Origin of the sequence: Paenibacillus naphthalenovorans, from assembly GCF_900099895.1 — a bacterium.
Classification (GTDB): Bacteria; Bacillota; Bacilli; order Paenibacillales; family NBRC-103111; genus Paenibacillus_G; species Paenibacillus_G naphthalenovorans.
In genome coordinates, this window is sequence record NZ_FNDY01000027.1 from 20,267 (window position 1) to 36,820 (window position 16,554).

Consider the following 16,554-nt stretch of genomic DNA (forward strand, 5'->3'; position numbering starts at 1 on the left):
TACCTGATTTTCTCAGGTGATTCGGGTATGCTATCTTTATGAAAATGAAAAGGTGGGGTGATTGAAATTGTCGATAATATATTTGGATCATGCAGCTTCCTCTTGGCCAAAACCCCCGGAGGTATTAAAAGCAATGTACGACAATATGGAACACTTTGCTGCGAACCCGGGCCGGGGCAGTCATGAAATGGCTGTAAAAGCAAGCCGCACTCTGTTTGAAGGACGCAAGCAATTAGCCAAACTTTTTCATATTAAAAATCCGAACGATATTGCCTATGCACTAAATACAACCATGGCTCTCAACTTGGCCTTAAAGGGATTTCTTCATGAGGGAGATCATGTCATTTGTACTGCTGTAGAGCATAACTCCGTCAGAAGACCATTGGAATATTTGAAAAAAACGAAAAACATAAACATTTCTTACATTAAAACAGATCAGAAAGGGCATCTGGCAATTGATGATCTGGTTTCGGAAATAAATGGTAATACAAAGTTGATTGTTTGCAGTCACAGCTCTAACCTGCTTGGAAGCATACTGCCTGTATCAGAAATAGGAGAACTGTGCAGAGACAGAGGAATCAAGCTATTAGTGGATGCCGCGCAAACAGCAGGGGTATTAGAAATTGATGTGGAAAAAATGGGGATTGATATGTTGGCTTTTCCCGGCCACAAAGGACTTCTTGGACCGCAAGGAACGGGCGGTTTGTATATCCATCCCGATATTGATTTGGATCCGCTGCTGCATGGGGGGACGGGGAGCCAATCGGAAGCCATTGATCAGCCTACCGTACGGCCGGATCGATATGAGGCAGGGACACAAAATACGGTGGGGATAGCGGGACTCATTGAGGGCGTGAAATACATACAAAAGGAAACGGTTGAAAGCATTCATAAGAAGGAATGGCAGCTGACTCAAAGAATGATGTCAGGGTTATTGGAAATTGATGGCGTTACTGTATTAGGTCCTGAAGTGGGGCAAAATAAAACCGGTATCGTTTCGTTTACCGTAGGAAATGCGGATTCCTCTGAGATTGCTTTTATTTTGGATCAATCGTTTCAAATTGCCGTTCGGGCAGGATATCATTGTACGCCTATGGCCCATGAGATGGCCGGGACCATGGAACGTGGAGCGGTTCGGGCGAGTGTAGGCTGTTTTACAACGAATGAAGAAGTCGATCAATTCGTTTATGCGATCAAGGAAATCGTGAAATATACCAACTAAGAGTGTGGATGTGGGGGCCATCACATGGGGGAACTTGGAGCAAGTATTCCGTTAGAAGCTGTATTAGCATTTGTGGGAATCATCATATTGTTTTTTAGTATTATCGTTGTTTCCTTATGGGCGAAGCTGAATAAACTCCGCAAAAGATACGAACGTATGCTGAACGGAGCGGAGGCTGTCAATGTTGAACAAATATTAATCGACCTGCAACAAAAGTTAAATGACCAAGAGGCCAGGAACGATGAAATTGATGAAAAAATCAAACAAATCAGACAACATATGCGTCATATGAAATCACATATCGGATTTTGCCGTTACAATGCTTTCGCGGAACGAGGAAGTGATCTAAGTTTCTCCATAGCGATCCTGGATGATCAGAGGGATGGGGTAGTGCTTACGGGAATACACAGCCGGGAACAAACTTATATGTATGCTAAGCCGATAGAGCAAGGACAGTCCAAGTATACGTTGTCCCCGGAAGAAATCGAAGCCATTAATCGATGCGGACTAAAGGTGTAGTTTTCCACCGCAGTTTACTGGTTAGAGCGGTATAGAATGATTTGGCTATGATGTCGGACATATTCATGACCAAGCTTAGTCGCGTATTCTGAAGCACGAAATATTCCATAAAACCGCCGACGTTAACAATACCGGTAATATGCATATTTCCTACCGGAGGAAGTTCTTTATTGACGCCGGCACCGGGCTTGACCGGACCTTGCCCGATCTGGATGCAGCCCACGCTTGTTAATTGACCAAGACAAGCATCGACGGCAATAATATACGGATTATTAAAGTGTTGGTTTATGGTGGTGAGCGTTTCGCTTAGGTTCATTGCATGAACCGGATGATCCAACGTTCCAAATAAATGAAGGCCTTCTATCGCATACTTTTTTAATTGAGTTCCCACGAGTGGACCTAATGAATCGCCGGTGGAACGATCCGTGCCGACACAAACCAGAACGATAGGCTGATGGGGAGGCACTTGTTGGAGAAAAGCAAAAAGGCGTTCCGAGAGCAATTCGATGCTGTTTGATTCCGAATGCATTACCTTAAGAATTTCATTGTTTGTTGTCTTTTGCGCATCTCTATGAAAAGGAATTTTCATATTTACGCCTCCCATTAAGAGTTCATACACAAAAATCAGGGCAAAAACTGTTACTAGTATACGGTTAATAGGAATGAATTATACGTAGGTCTGAAAAAAACGGAAAAGGCGGGAGAGCGTTGCTGTTGATGGCTTTTGATTCAACTCAACAAGCGTTAAGAGCGGAGATGCTGCTCGATTATGCCGGCATTGAGAATGATATGTGTCCGACTCCGAAAGAAATAACGGCCGGGTGTGCCCTATCTTTGGAATTTCCGGATGAATGTTTACATCAAGTAGCGGACATTATCCGCCAAGAAAATGTAGAGATCAGGGGCATTTATTTTAAAAACGGTGATAAATATGTTACGATAGATCTGTAAGGTGGGAAGGAAATGAACCAATCTAATCCTGAAGTTCAAACGGAGGAAATAACATTAGAAAATTTACCGCAAATATGGAAAAAACTTCGAACGGAATTGACGGACTATATTTCCAATCCTGAAGTATGGACTGGATTACTGTTTACCTTATTGAAGGTATTTCTGATTTATATAGCCGCTCGGGTCATTATTAAAATCGCTAATAAGGCTTTAGAGCATATGTTGAGGGAAAGATCGCGGGGTCCGATCCAATTTGACCAGAGAAGAACCAAAACGATCGGTAAATTAGCTGCGAATATCATTACTTATGTGGTCAATTTCATCATGATCCTGATGATATTGAGTCAATTTAATGTAAACTTGGGTCCTGTGCTGGCCGGTGCAGGCGTTGTCGGACTTGCCATCGGTTTCGGAGCCCAGAGCTTGGTGAAGGATGTCATTACCGGCTTTTTTATTATATTTGAGGATCAATTTGCCGTCGGAGATGTCATACAAACAGGAACCTACAAAGGAACAGTCGAAGAAATCGGCTTGAGAGTAACCCGGATCAAAAGTTGGACGGGAGAGGTTCATATTATTCCTAATGGAACAATTAATCAGGTAACAAACTTTTCGATTAATAATTCACTTGCAGTAATCGATGTAAATGTTGCCTATGAAACGGATATCGATACCGCTTTGAAAGTATTAAAGGAAGTTGCAAATGCTTTTTATGAACATAGCGTGGATATGGTGAAGGCTCCTGACGTGCTTGGTGTTCATATGATAGGGACTTCAGATATTACATTGAGACTGACTGCCGAATGTAAACCCAACACTCATTTTGCGGTGATGCGCCAATTGAATGCGGAAATCAAAAAGGCATTCGAGTCACACGGGATCGATATCCCTTATCCGAGACTCGTCACTTATCATCGGACGGAAAAGGCGGAATCTTAATGGAAAAGAAACAATATCAGCTTGGTGATGTAGTACAGATGAAGAAACCTCACCCATGCGGCACGAACGAAATGGAAATTATCCGGATGGGCATGGATATCCGGATCAAGTGCGTCGGGTGTAAACATAGTGTGCTCGTACCCAGGGCGAAGTTTGAGAGCAAATTAAAAAAGGTGCTTAGGTCTGCCGCTGTATCAGAAGAGGCTGGAGCGGACGGTACGGAAGCAGGACAATAGGTAAAGAAACCAGCAAACAAAGGCTTTGATAATCTGCTTAATTAGGTATTGCATTTATAAGAGGGGCTGTGATATTATATTACTTGTCCCTTTTGGAATGCGGAAAGGTACCCAAGTGGCCCAAGGGGGCTGACTCGAAATCAGCTAGGCGGCGCAAGCCGTGCGTGGGTTCGAATCCCACTCTTTCCGCCATACATACAATAACCAAACGACCGATGACGGTCGTTTTTTTTGTTGGCGGAAAGGGGAGAGAACCCGAGGGGTTCATCGGAGCATAAGCATCGGCAGGAATACATCGCAGTCGGCCGGTAAAGCGGAATATAAAAAAGAATATTGCGGCCTATCAACGGCCTCAAAAACGTTTGTATACATGTTGAGAACGTGAAGCAGCGAGTTAATTAAGTTATCAACAGGACAATATCAGTTCGTCTAACCCAAAAGTTAATCACATGTTGATAAGTTTTGCTTTGCCGGATATGCCGGGGTTATCCACATATCCCATAACCTGCTGCTGCAAATGAGTGGTATATAGCTCAAGGGCTTCATTTTAATAGTGTAGAAAAAAATTGCAGCCATAACCAAAAGACCCGGCCATGTTTCCAACATGGATAGGGTCTATGCCTGGAAGGCCTATTGACTGCGGGATTGGCGGTAAATCGAGAAGCGGTCAATGACGTAACCCATGACGGTCCACGACAAAGTCGTGAGAAAATAGAGAAGCAGGGGATTTACGTCCGTATAAGTGAAGATAGGGTAAAACCAGGCCGGCACGCTGAGAGAGTAAAACAGTAAATAAATCGGGTCGTATTCGTGTCCGATATAATGGATCAGGCAGAGCGCGGCACCGATAATGGTAAGAATAAGGGTATATTTATATCGCATATCGTAATCTCCTTTTGAGTTGTCATTTACATGAAGTTATTGGTTCCCCGACGCGCCTTCCGATTCCGCGGCGGTCGGGGAGAGGGGGTCAGCCCCGAAACACTTTTTTCCACTTTCGGTTATGATTGGTGGTTTCGGGGAAGCGTTCCCCTTTTTTTAATGTGATCATTTTGGGATTGTTAATGCCCATATGGAAGGCATTTTCGCCAACTTCCATATACTCGCCGTCGTTCGGCGCCCTGTCGCCAGGACGGAATTGCGACCATTCACCCATGGCGGGTCACCTCCTGTTGTTGGTGTATTGTTAGATTTTCCACAAAACGACTTTAGCATTAGGGTTAATAATTACCATCCTGCCCTGTTAAAACAACATGATCGTGTGATGGTTTCTCTTGCTTTGGCATTCTATTTTTGCTATAGTATTATGGTGCGAGTTTAGGAAAACATTCTCGCTCCTTGCTTCTGACGGTACAAGCCGAATCAGAGGCCTTTTAGTCCAAAAGGAGGTGGCAACATGCGCAAATACGAAGTGATGTATATTATCCGTCCTGATCTGGAACAAGAAGCGGTTCAGGCTACGGTGGAGAAGTTCCAAAACATCATCAACAACGGTGGCGAAATTACGAAGCACGATCTGATGGGTAAGCGCCGTCTTGCGTATGAGATCAACAAGCATCGTGACGGTCATTATGTGTTGGTTCAATTCAACGCTAATAGTGAAGTCGTCAGCGAGCTTGACCGTGTATTGAAGATTTCCGACGAAGTCATTCGATACCTGATCGTCAAAGACGTAGCTTAAGGCTCCAGTGCCGTAATTGAGTTTGTTGACAACGGACAACGTAAATCACGGGTGTACGTTGCAACGGATCCGGGAGGGAAATACATGCTGAATCGTGTGATTCTGATCGGAAGACTGACACGTGACCCTGAACTGCGCTATACGCCCGCAGGTGTGGCTGTAACCCAGTTTACACTTGCAGTTGACCGACCTTTCTCAAATAATCAAGGCCAAAGAGAAGCGGATTTTATTCCGGTCGTAACTTGGCGCCAACTCGCGGAGACTTGTGCGAATTATCTTCGCAAAGGTCGTTTGGCAGCAGTGGAAGGCCGTATTCAGGTACGCAGCTATGATAACAATGAAGGACGTCGCGTTTATGTGACGGAAGTCATTGCGGACAATGTGCGCTTTCTGGAGTCGGCTAACAGCGGCAATCGCGATGAGGGTATGGGAATGGGTGCCGGCAGCGGCGGCGATGGAGGCGGCTACCGTGGAGGTTACGGCGGAGGACGCAGCCAACAGCAGGATCCTTTCCAGGATGACGGAAAACCGATTGATATTTCTGATGATGATTTGCCGTTTTAGCGAACGTAACATCTAAAGCAAGAAAATGCTTTAAGACCTCAGTAAACTCAAGGGGTTTTAAAGCATTTTAACTGTGTAATGGATATCACCATTTACGGATAACATTCACGAATTATTAAGAGTCGGAAGATGTTGAGTAAATTGTGTAATATGTATGTTGAAAATTAATATCAGTCAGCTGATTGATGTTGAACATCCCTATTCTCTGGATGTGGATGTAGCCCCGGTAGTGAGAAGTTGGGTGTGCGTAAGTCGTAAGACTTATCCATACCCGACTTTGAACTTGGGGACCAATATGAAATATGAAGGGAATGAGAAAATAACAATGGCATTTGCACAAAGAAATGACGAAGAACGTGGTGAAAGAAAATTCACTCCACGTAAAGGCCGTCAAGGTAAACGTAGAAAAGTTTGTTATTTTACAGTCAATAAAATCACTCATATTGATTACAAAGATACAGATGTTCTAAAAAAGTTTATCAGTGAACGTGGGAAAATTCTTCCGCGCCGGGTGACTGGGACAAGTGCAAAATATCAACGAGCTTTAACAGTTGCAATTAAACGTGCTCGGGCAGTAGCGTTACTCCCATACACGACAGATAACTAAGAAAAAGGTGTGTTTGCCTTATGGCGACACACCTTTTAATATATCAGCTCATTCAGTGATGTTTGCTTAGCGGCAAAACAGAGGGCATACATATGCGAATCTTCCCTGTGTTGTTTAAGTTAATTCCGAGTCCACTTACGATATTTGACAATTGAGATCAAATGACAGATGATTATCACAAATATTCCCGGTTTCGATCAAAGAATAAAAAAACTTATTATCATTGATCCTTGGTGGTGATAAATATGCGCACCTTGAAAATTGAAAAAACACTCAATGAGGCCGGAAAACGAAATGTAGTAGTCGTGGATGAAGATTACAACATCATCGAGGAAATAACGTTGTTTCTTCACTATTTAGAAGAGAAGGGGTATTCAGAGAACACAATTGAAGGATATTGTCGAGACTTAAAGGAGTATTTCAATTGGCTAGACGAAGTGGGGCTCAAATTTTACGAAGTCAGGAAGGCGGATATGTTTTCTTGGCTTGAGTATCTGAACACAAAAGTCGGAAAGACAGACAAAGAGAAGTCCGCAAAAACTAAGAATAAATATATGGCAACAATAGCCTCTTTTTACCGATATTATGAAGTGATGGGAGGCTTTTTGTCAGAGAATCCATTAACTTATAAAGATGACTCAAAAAACAGATATTTCTTGATTCATAAAGTGAATCGTAAAGATATTGGTTTTAATTTCTTCCGTGTTAAAGAAAAAAAATCAGTAAAGGGTAAGCGATTGACTCGAGAGCAGGTTGAAAAGCTGTATAAAGGACTTGAGTTGTTACAATCAGATGAGAGTTTAAATACCCGCAATCGATTGTTGTTCAGATTTCTTTACGAAACGGGTTGTCGGATTAGTGAAGCATTAGGGCTTCGTATAGGTGATTATGAACTTCAAACAAAAGTTGGGATTATAAAGGTTAAGGAGCATGATCCCCTCTACCATAAAGATCACAACATCAAATCGTTGGAAAGGGAAATACCCGTCAGCAGAGATCTGATCTTTGCAATAGAGGATTATATCTTGTATCACCGCCCCGATGATGGAAAACATCTTACAATTTTCGTAAATCATGAAACCAGCCCTGGCCAATATATGATCCGCGATACAATAACAAAGCTTTTTAAAAAGTTATCTGAACAAGTGGGGATAAAATGTACTCCTCACATGCTTAGGCACACTCATGGAACCGAATTAACCGAATCAGGATTTGATATGCGTTATGTCCAAGACAGGTTAGGTCACAATGATGTTAAGTCTACAAGTAAGTATCAGCATTTGTCGCTAGAGGCGAAAACAAAGGCATATGAGAGCTTTATGCAACAGAGGAAGAGTGTTGAGCTCCGATGAACAGAAGAATTATTTCAACTATTGATACAAAAACAGATTATTGGAAGTTGGATTATGAGACAAGCTTCGGTAAAACGATAACATTTGATTTTGCATACCTTCCAAATAAATGGTTTAAAAAGCTCCATAAGCAAATCACCATTGAATGTATGAGTCTTGAGAGACCGAGCATTGAAACATTAAACAGATACAACTATGCATTGAAACATTTTTTTGATTTTCTGCTTGAATACAACATTAAACTAAACACCTATGAAGATTTAACTCATAGTATTACTCAAATGTTCATTTTTTACTTACAACAAAAAAATCAGTCAAATTCAACAAGGGCAATAGCTATGTCTGCATTAAAATGGGTCGTTGAACATGGACAGTTTTTTGAATATGACGGTTTTCCAACACATGCGGTATTTGACGGAGATGAGTACCAGGCATTGAAACAAGATGATATTTTAAGAACTAGATACATCCCCGATAACGTTATGGATCAGATTGAAGAGGCTTTGAAAAAGGAAAACAATTTATTCATTAAGTCATTATTAGAGATATTGATCGATTCGGGGATCCGAATATCGGAGGCAATTGATCTAACCGAAGGATGCATTACAGAAGATTTTACTGGTAAGCCTGTTCTCTATGTATATTCAAGTAAAAATCAAACAGATCGGTACATTCCTGTTTCAAAACGTGTACAAAAAGCAGTAAGTACACTAGAAAAATTATCGGAGGAAGGCAGAAGAGAATTACAAACAAATTACTTGTGTATATATTGGCAAAAGCGGAATAGGAAGTATTCAAGGGTGATACAAAAGCTATGTCGTGATTTGTTATCTAATTTTGTAGAGCAACACAATATTTTGGATAATGACGGCAAATTGTACCCATTAACCTTTCACGCGTTCAGGCATACGCTTGGGACGGACATGCTTAACAGGGGCATGAGCATGTTTGAAATTCAGGAATATCTAGGCCACGAATCATTACACTCTACAAGTTTATATGCGAGGGTTAAAAACCCGAAGGTTGAAAGCGAATATAAAAAGCTGGGGTTTATTGGATTGATCGTCAAGGAAATTAGTGAGAAGGAACTTGGTCAAGGAAAAAAACTGGATGCTGAAATACTTTTGTCTGCTTCATTGCCCGATGGAGCCTGTCAGAAGCCAATTAATAATGAGGGCAAGATCTGCTCTAAATTTAATATGTGCGTGATCTGTCCAAAGTTTATCACGACTCCCGAACACTTACCAATCCATAAAGGCCACTTGGAGCGTCTCAGAGCTGATAGAGAGGCGTATATGGCTCAAGAATATATCGGATCGATAAATCACCTTGAAACAGTGGAATTCGCCTTAGAAACGATTATAGAGCGTTTGGAGGCGATGCAGGATGGTTGAGATCCAAGGACTTCAATTGTTTGATTACAACCCTTTGAAGCCTGAATTAGATTTCCGCTGTGGAAACAATAAGTTCTCGGATAATATATGGGATTTTAACGGGTTTATTAAAGTAGAGCATTTATCGGGCAAAAGACTTATGGTTGATTTTGAGTTTATTATTCATAAACCCAAAATGCTAGAAGTAATAAAGTGGTTTATACATCATGAGCTGACCACGGGCAAGTTCTCAACTGCCAAACGAAGTTTAGATGGAGTTGTTCGATTTGTTAAATTTATAAACGAATATGCGCCGGAGGTTGAGTCGTTTTCAGAAATTGATCAATTCTTGCTGGAAGCGTATTTTAAATATTTGCCCGAAGCGAGGAGTGAGACAAGCGGTGAATTATTAAGCCATGTTTCAATCAAGAAAAGTGCGTTGGCGATAAAAGATATCTTATTAAAGGGAAATATTAAAGGTTGGGATGTTCCAAAAGATGTTCGGTTTGTTCAGAGCATATATAATGAACTCATAATTAATAACAAAGCGTTAAAGAAGGATGCAAAACAAGCGGAGCAAGTAAACATTGATAAGATATCGGACGAAGAGCTAATCGACCAGATGCTGCGTAAAGCAATTAGTGATCTAGATAAAAATGAGAATATTCTTGTTGCAGCTAGCGTAGTGATTGGATTGCAGCTAGGACTTCGCATTAGCGAAATTATTACTATGTATAATGCCTCCATTGAGCAAATTGGCGGAGAAACAAAATTGGTGTACAGTACCGGTAAATTGCAAGCTGAACCTACAAGGGTGTACAAACCAGCGAATGCTCTAGTCGTACAAGCCATAACGAAAGTTGAAGAATATACGGCTCCGTTAAGAAAAGAATCTGGTTTACCGTATTTATTTCTTAATCGAGTACGTAATGTTAAAGGATACCCCGTGGGCACGGTTTCACATGCAAATTGGTCAAAAAACTTTTTACGACCATGGCTTCAAAAACACAATCTCCGAGATAAAAATGGCAATATTGCTGATTTTTCATCTCATACATTCCGTCACGCTTGCGCTACCTATGCTTTAAGAGGCGGTGCTTCTATAGAGACGATACGGGAATTACTAAATCATAAATCCATTAGAGGGACTCAACACTATACTCATTTACTCCAAGAGGATGTAAGGAACAAATTTGCTAAAGTATTCAATGAAGGAGCAGTACTTGTTGGTAAGCAGGCTCTTCAGATAAAAGATAGATTGAAAGTAAATAATCCATTCAAAGGAAAGACCATCGAACAGGTCGATAAATTGCGTAAAGCTCATAAAATTCAAATTTTATCACATGGACTCTGCCTTCATCACCCAATGCGTAATGAACCTTGTGAAGGCGACGGTGTATGTTTGGGGTGTCACAATTTCCTGACAACTCCGGACTTCCTTGAAGTTCATAGAGGGCGTTTGCAAAAAATTCGAGCCGAATTAGCCATTGCACCAGCAGGTGGTCCTTACGAGGCTAAGTTAAAGACAATTGAGAAGTACCTCGTGGGAATAATTGATGAATTGGAAAGCCAGATGAATTATGCCGGCAATGATAATAATTCAGATTATAGTATTACCCCAAGCGAATGGGAGGGAATAATACGATGAGCGGCCCCTCTAAAGAAAATAAACTCATTACGCTTGAGCGGATCGAGCAAGCAATAACTAACCTTCGAAAAGGGAAGAAAAAGCTCTCTATATCAGCAATTGCTAAGAAAGCCGGCATTGAGCGTAAGACGATTTATAATCGTCCTGACCTTAAGGAACGCTGTGAGCAGGCCATTTATTTGCAGACGGAAATTGAAAAAGGAATAGAAGAAATTGTAGCCGCAACAACCGAAACACAAAAACGGCCAAGTGGCAAGAGACTACTTGAGAATCGGTACGAAAAAGTTAAACAGGCCCTGCAAGATGAAAAAGCAAAGAACGAAAAACTCCTTGAAGTTTGCAGGAAGCATGTTATTGAGAAAGCACTACTTAAGTCGCGTATCGAATATTTGGAGAATATGATACAAGAAATGAGAGAGAAGCAAGTAAAGCAGATATAAAATAATTAGGGCTTGCTGAATAATCAAAAAATCCTTATCGTACAAGGATTTTGAGGCACTTTTGTCGAATTCATCTGCAAGGAAAATACGGGAAATCGGTAAAAAACCTTGCAGATGGAGTGAGCGAAAATGTTCGTGTTGAATCGAGATATGGCAGACCTGCTGGAAAACTTCTATTTGCCCTTTGGCGGGAAATTAAATCCAACCAATCGTTGGGTCCAGCTTGCGTCGATCATTCCTTGGGACAAAGTAGAAGAAAAATACGTGAGCTCGTTCCAGTCACCGATCATCGGCCAAAAGGCGTACCCTGCACGTATCGCTCTCGGCTCGCTCATTATCAAGGAGCGCCTTGGTTTAAGCGACCGCGAGACGACCTTGCAAATCCAAGAGAATCCGTATTTGCAGTTCTTCTTGGGCTACACCGCGTATGTCGATGAAGTGCCGTTTCATCACTCCCTGCTCACGCATTTTCGGGAACGGCTCGGCCTGGAAATCCTGGCTGAAGTGAACGATTGGATCGCCCAAGCCGCGCTGCAAGCAGAACGAGAGGCCGAGGCGAAACCGAAATCGTCCAAACGAGATCGTGATGACGACGACAACGATGCGGGTGGCTCGCAGCTCACCATGGAAGTAGGGGAAGCCCTCACCATTCCTGAGGAAACTCCCGCAACAGCTAAGAAATCCCGTAACATAGCTAAAAGGTTCCATGTCTTGCCACCAGCATCAGCACCGACTGCGAACGTGAGGAATAAGGGGACCCTCATGCTGGATGCGACATGCGCACCTGCAGACATCAAGTATCCGACGGATTTGGGGTTGCTGAATCACGCGCGTGAGATCCTCGAAGACATCATTGACATACTGCACCATCCCCATATTGGAGTGATGGAGAAGCCGCGCACATACCGCGAGAAAGCCAGAAAATCATATCTGGGCGTATCCAAACAACGCAAGGCATCGGGCAAGGTGATCCGCAAAGCGATCAAAAAGCAACTGGGCTACGTGGGACGGGATCTGCGGATCATTGAAGCACTCGTGGAGCATACGCCTCTCACGGAGCTGAGCAAAAGACACTATCGTCAGCTTCTGATCATCTCGGAACTCTACCGTCAGCAGCGCGAAATGATGGAGAAGAAAATACACGTCATCGCTGATCGTATCGTGAGTATCCAACAGCCGCATGTCCGTCCGATGGTTCGAGGCAAAGCTGGAACGAACGTGGAGTTCGGCGCCAAAATCGCCGCCAGTCTGGTGGATGGATACGCTTGGATCGAAACGGTTGAGTGGGACAGCTTCAACGAGGCAACAACGCTGCAAGCATCGGCGGAAGCGTACAAACAGCGATTTGGGTATTACCCCGCCGTCATTTTGGCTGACAAAATCTATCGCAATCGAGACAATCTGAACTATTGCAAAGAGCTTGGGATTCGCCTTAGTGGCCCAAAGCTCGGTAGGCCCTCGAAGGAGCAAAGTGAAGTCGCCGATCGTCGGCAAGAGCGGCAGGACGCCGCACAGCGCAATGCAATCGAAGGAAAGTTTGGAGAAGGCAAGCGCAAATTGGGACTGGGTCGCATTCATGCACGTGGTGCCGAAACCAGTTTAACCGTCATCGCCCTTCAATTTCTGGTCATGAATTTGGAGCGACGACTACGGGTTCTCTTTTTGCCTTTTTTCAAACTGCTTGGGTTTAGAGGCTTACGTTGGGTGTAGACTGGGATGGATCTTGTTCAGCAAGCCCTAATTAGGGTTGTTCGTTATCGTTGAGTTCGGAGTGCACTTCATGAGAGTTGGTATCCTGATTTATCGTATTATTCGCACTAGCTCGAAGTTAAAGGGATTATCATTGCTGCTCGTTACAATTAAGGGTAGGTTATAATTATTTGTGGAATAATTTGTGGATTATGTGCAGATAGTTAGTTTTAGATCAAAAGGTATGAGAGGTGCCTAGTTTGATAAGATGGTTAGACCAAAATGAAGGAGTATTGCTCAAAATACTTAGCGTTATATTCATAGGGTTTGGTACCGGTCTATTTCTCATTAGTGAATATGTACAGGCACTGGAAAGCGGATTAATAGGAATCTTGATTTATGGAATATATCGAGTTGGCTCAAAATTTGAAAAGAATTTGAACGATAATAACGATCCGAATTAAATATAGGTTGTGTGTTTATGAAAATAAAGTGGCTAAAATTACACCGATTTATTGAGGATAACATTAAGGGCGGACTTGATTGCTTGTCAGACTTTGAATGTTTGGATGATGAGTATAATAGCTTTCAATACAGATTGTATGTCCAAAAAGATATTTTTGATGACGGAGATCCTGTATTAATAACGGCTATTTTAGGAATGTACGACATTGAGTCAGAAATCGAGCATGATCCTTCGATATTCCAGATGCCAAGCACTATGATAAACAACTTACATTGTTTTGTTAATCAGGGATTTAGGCCATAGAATGATATGGAATGGAAGAAAGACGAAAGTAACGATAAGTATTCGGGAATTGCATAAGTTGGTGAAGCAAGCAGGTGATTGTACCAGGCTGGACGCAAAAGAAGTATGGTCGTATGTCATAAACCTTCTTGATCGAGTATTAACAAAATAAGAGTAGACCCAAGTAGGCCATTAAAAGCCTGTAAACCCGATAAAATTGGAGTTGAAGAATAATCAACTCGGTAGACTAGGCCCATCAGGTAAGGTCGAACGGTTTCTTTGTGTAAGGCAATCGATATTCGCACCAGCTGATTAAACCGTTGCTGGATAGTTACATTTCTTTTCGTAACCACTAAAGAGGGACCGGGTTAGCTCTTGATCGAACCGATAACATTCGATGGAACTGATTTTGCCATACCGGAAGCCGGAAAAAGTAAAATCCGTCGCCGGATCCACTTCGTGTTGCAACATGCTTGCCACTCTCCTTGATATTTATAGCACGACAAAAAGCCCGAAGAGCAGAGAAACGAAGCTCTCGGGCGACAGTTGTTCATCCGTTAACGGATAAACGAGGTACGGATACGGTTCTCTCTCAATGCGCTTACGAGGTTAGCTGTCGGATTCGGACTTGAGAGTGACCGTCCTTTTCATTTTTTGTAAAAGAAAAGGATTCACCCCGGAAACCGTTAATACGGCATCAAAGGTTCCCCCGTTCCCCTGTTCGGGGATTCAGCGTGAATCGATATGAAGTTATTGCTAGCCATCATACGCCAAATCATACCTGAAGTAAAACGGAATGAAGGGGATCATTTTCGATGATTATGGCTTAATTGCAGAATGAAAACGGGTACAAATGATGAGTTCAATTGTTATCCATGAAATATCTTCAAAACGCTTCGATTTTCGTTTCTACATAGATTGATGTTGATGATTCATCTTTGAGTTTTTGAAAGGCAAGAAATGGCCATTATTCTGCAATTTTTGAACAAAATCATACTCATTCGTTAAAAAGCTCTGTTCAAGTTGAGGGTATCTCTTTCAATCAAATAATAACGTAATCACCGATAAAGCATTCGTCGAAAAACGTAGGAATCGAGAGGAATTTAATGAAAAAAAAAGGTTATCTCGTTTGGAAACGCTTTTAAAAAGCCTATTTTCATGTTTTTTCAGGGGAAAACCGTGTTTTGTAACCTTTACACCTTTCCTCCACAGGAGTAAGATTCATTCCATGATTCATTTTGTTTAATCATCTGGATCGCTGAGTTTCCGTAATGGAAAACGGGGGACCCAACGCAAGCCGATGTCTCGATGTGAGAGCCGAGCGTCGGGGAGCACGGGGTGAATCGCTAACGGTCGCCGCCATGGAGGTGCCGAAAGCGTAGGGCGACTCTCACCGCCCGAATCCGACAGCTAACCTCGTAAGCGTGGATTGAGAGGATGTGAACTTGTGATCGATTGGTGACCACAGGGGCGCAAGCCTCGGTGGTTTTTTATTGGCTTTTATTCAACAAAATATAGAATTTCGCTTAATTTCTGTGAATCAGAAAGCGGGGGACCCAGACGGAGATGCAAGTCATCATGCTTGCCTCCAGGGGTGAATCTGGACGAAAGTCCGGTAGGGCGACTCTCACGCCCGAATCCGACAGCTAACCTCGTAAGCGTATCGAGAGAGGCAATTTCAGCGCATCGGCATAATGGCTTATTCCATCATGCCAAGAAGAAGCCGCAAAGAAATCCTCTTTGCATGGCTTCTTTTTTTTGCCTCTCTGTTTCGAATTCAAGGGGAGGATCACATGGATAACCAAGAATTTACACTTATATCTGCTTCTAATGAATTAGGGCGCAATTTCATAAAGGTAATGAAGGCTACAGGTGAACCGGTTGCCGCTTTGGTTAACAATGTTCATCAACAGCGAGAAATGGACGAGTTGGGAATAAACACCATTGTGCGAGTGGATACTAAGAATGATTCTGAAACGTTATTTCCTCCTGTGAATATTGGGAAAGTTTATTTATTCGAGGATTCACTTCCGCTTATATGCAGATACATGATCATTTGCCGGCCTTGGACTTCGAAGAAAATATTTGTCATCACAAAGACCGGTAATATTCCTTCCGTGTATAAGAAGCTTGGAGCAGACCACATCGTTTTAACGAACGGAAAGAACGTTTCGTTTCTTTTCGGAATGCAGTTAGATGGAGAATGAAGGGACTGACAAACGATGGTTGGGTTGTTCTGGCCCGTAATTACGGCGACGTTTGTTTATCTAATTTATGTTCTCATTCACTCTGAATAGTTTCACCAGTTAGGTTTGCCCTTTATCTGTAGAGGTATTCGGATTTGTCCTTCGTGGTCAAATATCAATGGCGCGACGTCTCTTAGGAGGTATAAAAAATGATGGATGTGGTTATGGTGTTGACTTTAGCCGGAGCTTACGGATTGTTTTGCGGTTTTTTAGCCTGGTGCGGAAAGGTTGTAGAAGAAACAGGGGGAGATCGCTCATGATCGTGATTGTTGGTTTTACGGTCTTTATTTTCTTATATTTGGTTTACGCGCTGGTGAATCCGGAAAAATTTTAATTGTC

The 16,554-nt window shown here is 42.4% G+C and carries 19 protein-coding genes, 1 tRNA gene and 3 riboswitches; of the genes, 17 read left to right on the plus strand and 3 right to left on the minus strand.

Features of this window, described 5'->3' with window-relative positions; translation table 11 throughout:
• The first annotated feature begins 67 nt into the window (after nucleotides 1–67).
• Nucleotides 68–1,222, plus strand: coding sequence for an aminotransferase class V-fold PLP-dependent enzyme (locus tag BLT35_RS19900; RefSeq protein WP_074729586.1), 1,155 nt, complete (start codon nucleotides 68–70; stop codon nucleotides 1,220–1,222).
• Between the two features lie 24 nt (nucleotides 1,223–1,246).
• Nucleotides 1,247–1,741 (plus strand): DUF4446 family protein, encoded by a 495-nt coding sequence (locus BLT35_RS19905; protein ID WP_074729557.1) that lies wholly within the window; start codon nucleotides 1,247–1,249, stop codon nucleotides 1,739–1,741.
• On the opposite strand, the gene yyaC is transcribed toward BLT35_RS19905, so the two are convergent.
• The gene (gene yyaC, locus BLT35_RS19910; protein ID WP_074729558.1) at nucleotides 1,716–2,330 is read right to left on the minus strand and encodes a spore protease YyaC; all 615 of its coding nucleotides are present in this window, start codon (nucleotides 2,328–2,330) and stop codon (nucleotides 1,716–1,718) included. The genes BLT35_RS19905 and yyaC overlap by 26 nt on opposite strands.
• A gap of 119 nt (nucleotides 2,331–2,449) precedes the next feature.
• Between yyaC and BLT35_RS19915 the strand changes: the two genes are divergently transcribed.
• The 4 genes from BLT35_RS19915 (at nucleotide 2,450) to BLT35_RS19930 (ending at nucleotide 4,059) form a co-directional block, all read left to right on the plus strand.
• Nucleotides 2,450–2,692: a putative Se/S carrier protein gene (locus BLT35_RS19915; RefSeq protein WP_062410205.1), complete on the plus strand. Its 243-nt coding sequence runs from the start codon at nucleotides 2,450–2,452 to the stop codon at nucleotides 2,690–2,692.
• 12 nt (nucleotides 2,693–2,704) lie between these two features.
• Entirely contained in the window at nucleotides 2,705–3,631 is a 927-nt protein-coding gene (locus BLT35_RS19920; RefSeq protein WP_074729559.1) for a mechanosensitive ion channel family protein, read from the plus strand.
• Entirely contained in the window at nucleotides 3,631–3,867 is a 237-nt protein-coding gene (locus tag BLT35_RS19925) for a DUF951 domain-containing protein (protein WP_054816949.1), read from the plus strand. The genes BLT35_RS19920 and BLT35_RS19925 overlap by 1 nt, the downstream gene beginning before the upstream one ends.
• 101 nt (nucleotides 3,868–3,968) lie before the next feature.
• Nucleotides 3,969–4,059 (plus strand) — tRNA-Ser (locus tag BLT35_RS19930).
• Nucleotides 4,060–4,497: 438 nt separating this feature from the next.
• Here the strand turns inward: BLT35_RS19930 and BLT35_RS19935 are convergent.
• On the minus strand, nucleotides 4,498–4,749 hold the full coding sequence (locus BLT35_RS19935) for a hypothetical protein (RefSeq protein ID WP_062410207.1): 252 nt from the start codon (nucleotides 4,747–4,749) through the stop codon (nucleotides 4,498–4,500).
• 88 nt (nucleotides 4,750–4,837) lie between these two features.
• Nucleotides 4,838–5,023: a YjzC family protein gene (locus BLT35_RS19940; protein WP_062410208.1), complete on the minus strand. Its 186-nt coding sequence runs from the start codon at nucleotides 5,021–5,023 to the stop codon at nucleotides 4,838–4,840.
• A gap of 240 nt (nucleotides 5,024–5,263) precedes the next feature.
• Between BLT35_RS19940 and rpsF the strand changes: the two genes are divergently transcribed.
• From rpsF to BLT35_RS27960, 11 genes are all read left to right on the plus strand, one after another.
• A complete protein-coding gene (rpsF, locus tag BLT35_RS19945; RefSeq protein WP_054816951.1) occupies nucleotides 5,264–5,548 on the plus strand; it encodes a 30S ribosomal protein S6 in 285 nt (94 codons plus the stop codon).
• Nucleotides 5,549–5,632: 84 nt separating this feature from the next.
• The gene (ssb, locus tag BLT35_RS19950) at nucleotides 5,633–6,112 is read left to right on the plus strand and encodes a single-stranded DNA-binding protein (RefSeq protein ID WP_054816952.1); all 480 of its coding nucleotides are present in this window, start codon (nucleotides 5,633–5,635) and stop codon (nucleotides 6,110–6,112) included.
• Between the two features lie 325 nt (nucleotides 6,113–6,437).
• Entirely contained in the window at nucleotides 6,438–6,719 is a 282-nt protein-coding gene (gene rpsR, locus BLT35_RS19955) for a 30S ribosomal protein S18 (protein WP_074729587.1), read from the plus strand.
• A gap of 245 nt (nucleotides 6,720–6,964) precedes the next feature.
• Nucleotides 6,965–8,071, plus strand: coding sequence for a tyrosine-type recombinase/integrase (locus tag BLT35_RS19960; RefSeq protein WP_074729560.1), 1,107 nt, complete (start codon nucleotides 6,965–6,967; stop codon nucleotides 8,069–8,071).
• A complete protein-coding gene (locus tag BLT35_RS19965) occupies nucleotides 8,068–9,465 on the plus strand; it encodes a tyrosine-type recombinase/integrase (protein WP_074729561.1) in 1,398 nt (465 codons plus the stop codon). The genes BLT35_RS19960 and BLT35_RS19965 overlap by 4 nt, the downstream gene beginning before the upstream one ends.
• Nucleotides 9,458–11,092, plus strand: coding sequence for a site-specific integrase (locus BLT35_RS19970; RefSeq protein WP_074729562.1), 1,635 nt, complete (start codon nucleotides 9,458–9,460; stop codon nucleotides 11,090–11,092). Before BLT35_RS19965 ends, BLT35_RS19970 begins: the two co-directional genes overlap by 8 nt.
• Complete coding sequence (locus tag BLT35_RS19975; protein WP_074729563.1) at nucleotides 11,089–11,532, plus strand: hypothetical protein; 444 nt, start codon at nucleotides 11,089–11,091, stop codon at nucleotides 11,530–11,532. The genes BLT35_RS19970 and BLT35_RS19975 overlap by 4 nt, the downstream gene beginning before the upstream one ends.
• 129 nt (nucleotides 11,533–11,661) lie before the next feature.
• Complete coding sequence (locus tag BLT35_RS19980; RefSeq protein ID WP_074729564.1) at nucleotides 11,662–13,242, plus strand: IS5 family transposase; 1,581 nt, start codon at nucleotides 11,662–11,664, stop codon at nucleotides 13,240–13,242.
• Nucleotides 13,243–13,702: 460 nt separating this feature from the next.
• A complete protein-coding gene (locus tag BLT35_RS19990) occupies nucleotides 13,703–13,990 on the plus strand; it encodes a hypothetical protein (protein WP_074729566.1) in 288 nt (95 codons plus the stop codon).
• Between the two features lie 561 nt (nucleotides 13,991–14,551).
• Nucleotides 14,552–14,714, minus strand: a riboswitch (cyclic di-AMP (ydaO/yuaA leader).
• 501 nt (nucleotides 14,715–15,215) lie between these two features.
• Nucleotides 15,216–15,410, plus strand: a riboswitch (cyclic di-AMP (ydaO/yuaA leader).
• Between the two features lie 72 nt (nucleotides 15,411–15,482).
• Nucleotides 15,483–15,646, plus strand: a riboswitch (cyclic di-AMP (ydaO/yuaA leader).
• Between the two features lie 17 nt (nucleotides 15,647–15,663).
• Entirely contained in the window at nucleotides 15,664–16,176 is a 513-nt protein-coding gene (locus BLT35_RS19995; RefSeq protein ID WP_083351358.1) for a hypothetical protein, read from the plus strand.
• A 295-nt stretch (nucleotides 16,177–16,471) separates the two neighbouring features.
• Nucleotides 16,472–16,549 carry a potassium-transporting ATPase subunit F gene (locus BLT35_RS27960; RefSeq protein WP_367888809.1) on the plus strand — a complete coding sequence of 26 codons (78 nt, stop codon included), beginning with the start codon at nucleotides 16,472–16,474 and terminating at the stop codon, nucleotides 16,547–16,549.
• Nucleotides 16,550–16,554: the final 5 nt, after the last annotated feature.

Bases quoted from the DNA above. Each gene is read 5' to 3' on its own strand.
- BLT35_RS19940 (WP_062410208.1), bottom strand. From the start codon at position 5,023: ATGGGTGAATGGTCGCAATTCCGTCCTGGCGACAGGGCGCCGAACGAC.
- BLT35_RS19960 (WP_074729560.1), top strand. From the start codon at position 6,965: ATGCGCACCTTGAAAATTGAAAAAACACTCAATGAGGCCGGAAAACGA.
- rpsR (WP_074729587.1), top strand. From the start codon at position 6,438: ATGGCATTTGCACAAAGAAATGACGAAGAACGTGGTGAAAGAAAATTC.
- rpsF (WP_054816951.1), top strand. From the start codon at position 5,264: ATGCGCAAATACGAAGTGATGTATATTATCCGTCCTGATCTGGAACAA.
- BLT35_RS19995 (WP_083351358.1), top strand. From the start codon at position 15,664: ATGGCTTATTCCATCATGCCAAGAAGAAGCCGCAAAGAAATCCTCTTT.
- BLT35_RS19935 (WP_062410207.1), bottom strand. From the start codon at position 4,749: ATGCGATATAAATATACCCTTATTCTTACCATTATCGGTGCCGCGCTC.
- BLT35_RS19970 (WP_074729562.1), top strand. From the start codon at position 9,458: ATGGTTGAGATCCAAGGACTTCAATTGTTTGATTACAACCCTTTGAAG.
- BLT35_RS19975 (WP_074729563.1), top strand. From the start codon at position 11,089: ATGAGCGGCCCCTCTAAAGAAAATAAACTCATTACGCTTGAGCGGATC.
- BLT35_RS19920 (WP_074729559.1), top strand. From the start codon at position 2,705: ATGAACCAATCTAATCCTGAAGTTCAAACGGAGGAAATAACATTAGAA.
- BLT35_RS19980 (WP_074729564.1), top strand. From the start codon at position 11,662: ATGTTCGTGTTGAATCGAGATATGGCAGACCTGCTGGAAAACTTCTAT.
- ssb (WP_054816952.1), top strand. From the start codon at position 5,633: ATGCTGAATCGTGTGATTCTGATCGGAAGACTGACACGTGACCCTGAA.
- BLT35_RS19990 (WP_074729566.1), top strand. From the start codon at position 13,703: ATGAAAATAAAGTGGCTAAAATTACACCGATTTATTGAGGATAACATT.
- yyaC (WP_074729558.1), bottom strand. From the start codon at position 2,330: ATGAAAATTCCTTTTCATAGAGATGCGCAAAAGACAACAAACAATGAA.
- BLT35_RS27960 (WP_367888809.1), top strand. From the start codon at position 16,472: ATGATCGTGATTGTTGGTTTTACGGTCTTTATTTTCTTATATTTGGTT.
- BLT35_RS19965 (WP_074729561.1), top strand. From the start codon at position 8,068: ATGAACAGAAGAATTATTTCAACTATTGATACAAAAACAGATTATTGG.
- BLT35_RS19925 (WP_054816949.1), top strand. From the start codon at position 3,631: ATGGAAAAGAAACAATATCAGCTTGGTGATGTAGTACAGATGAAGAAA.
- BLT35_RS19905 (WP_074729557.1), top strand. From the start codon at position 1,247: ATGGGGGAACTTGGAGCAAGTATTCCGTTAGAAGCTGTATTAGCATTT.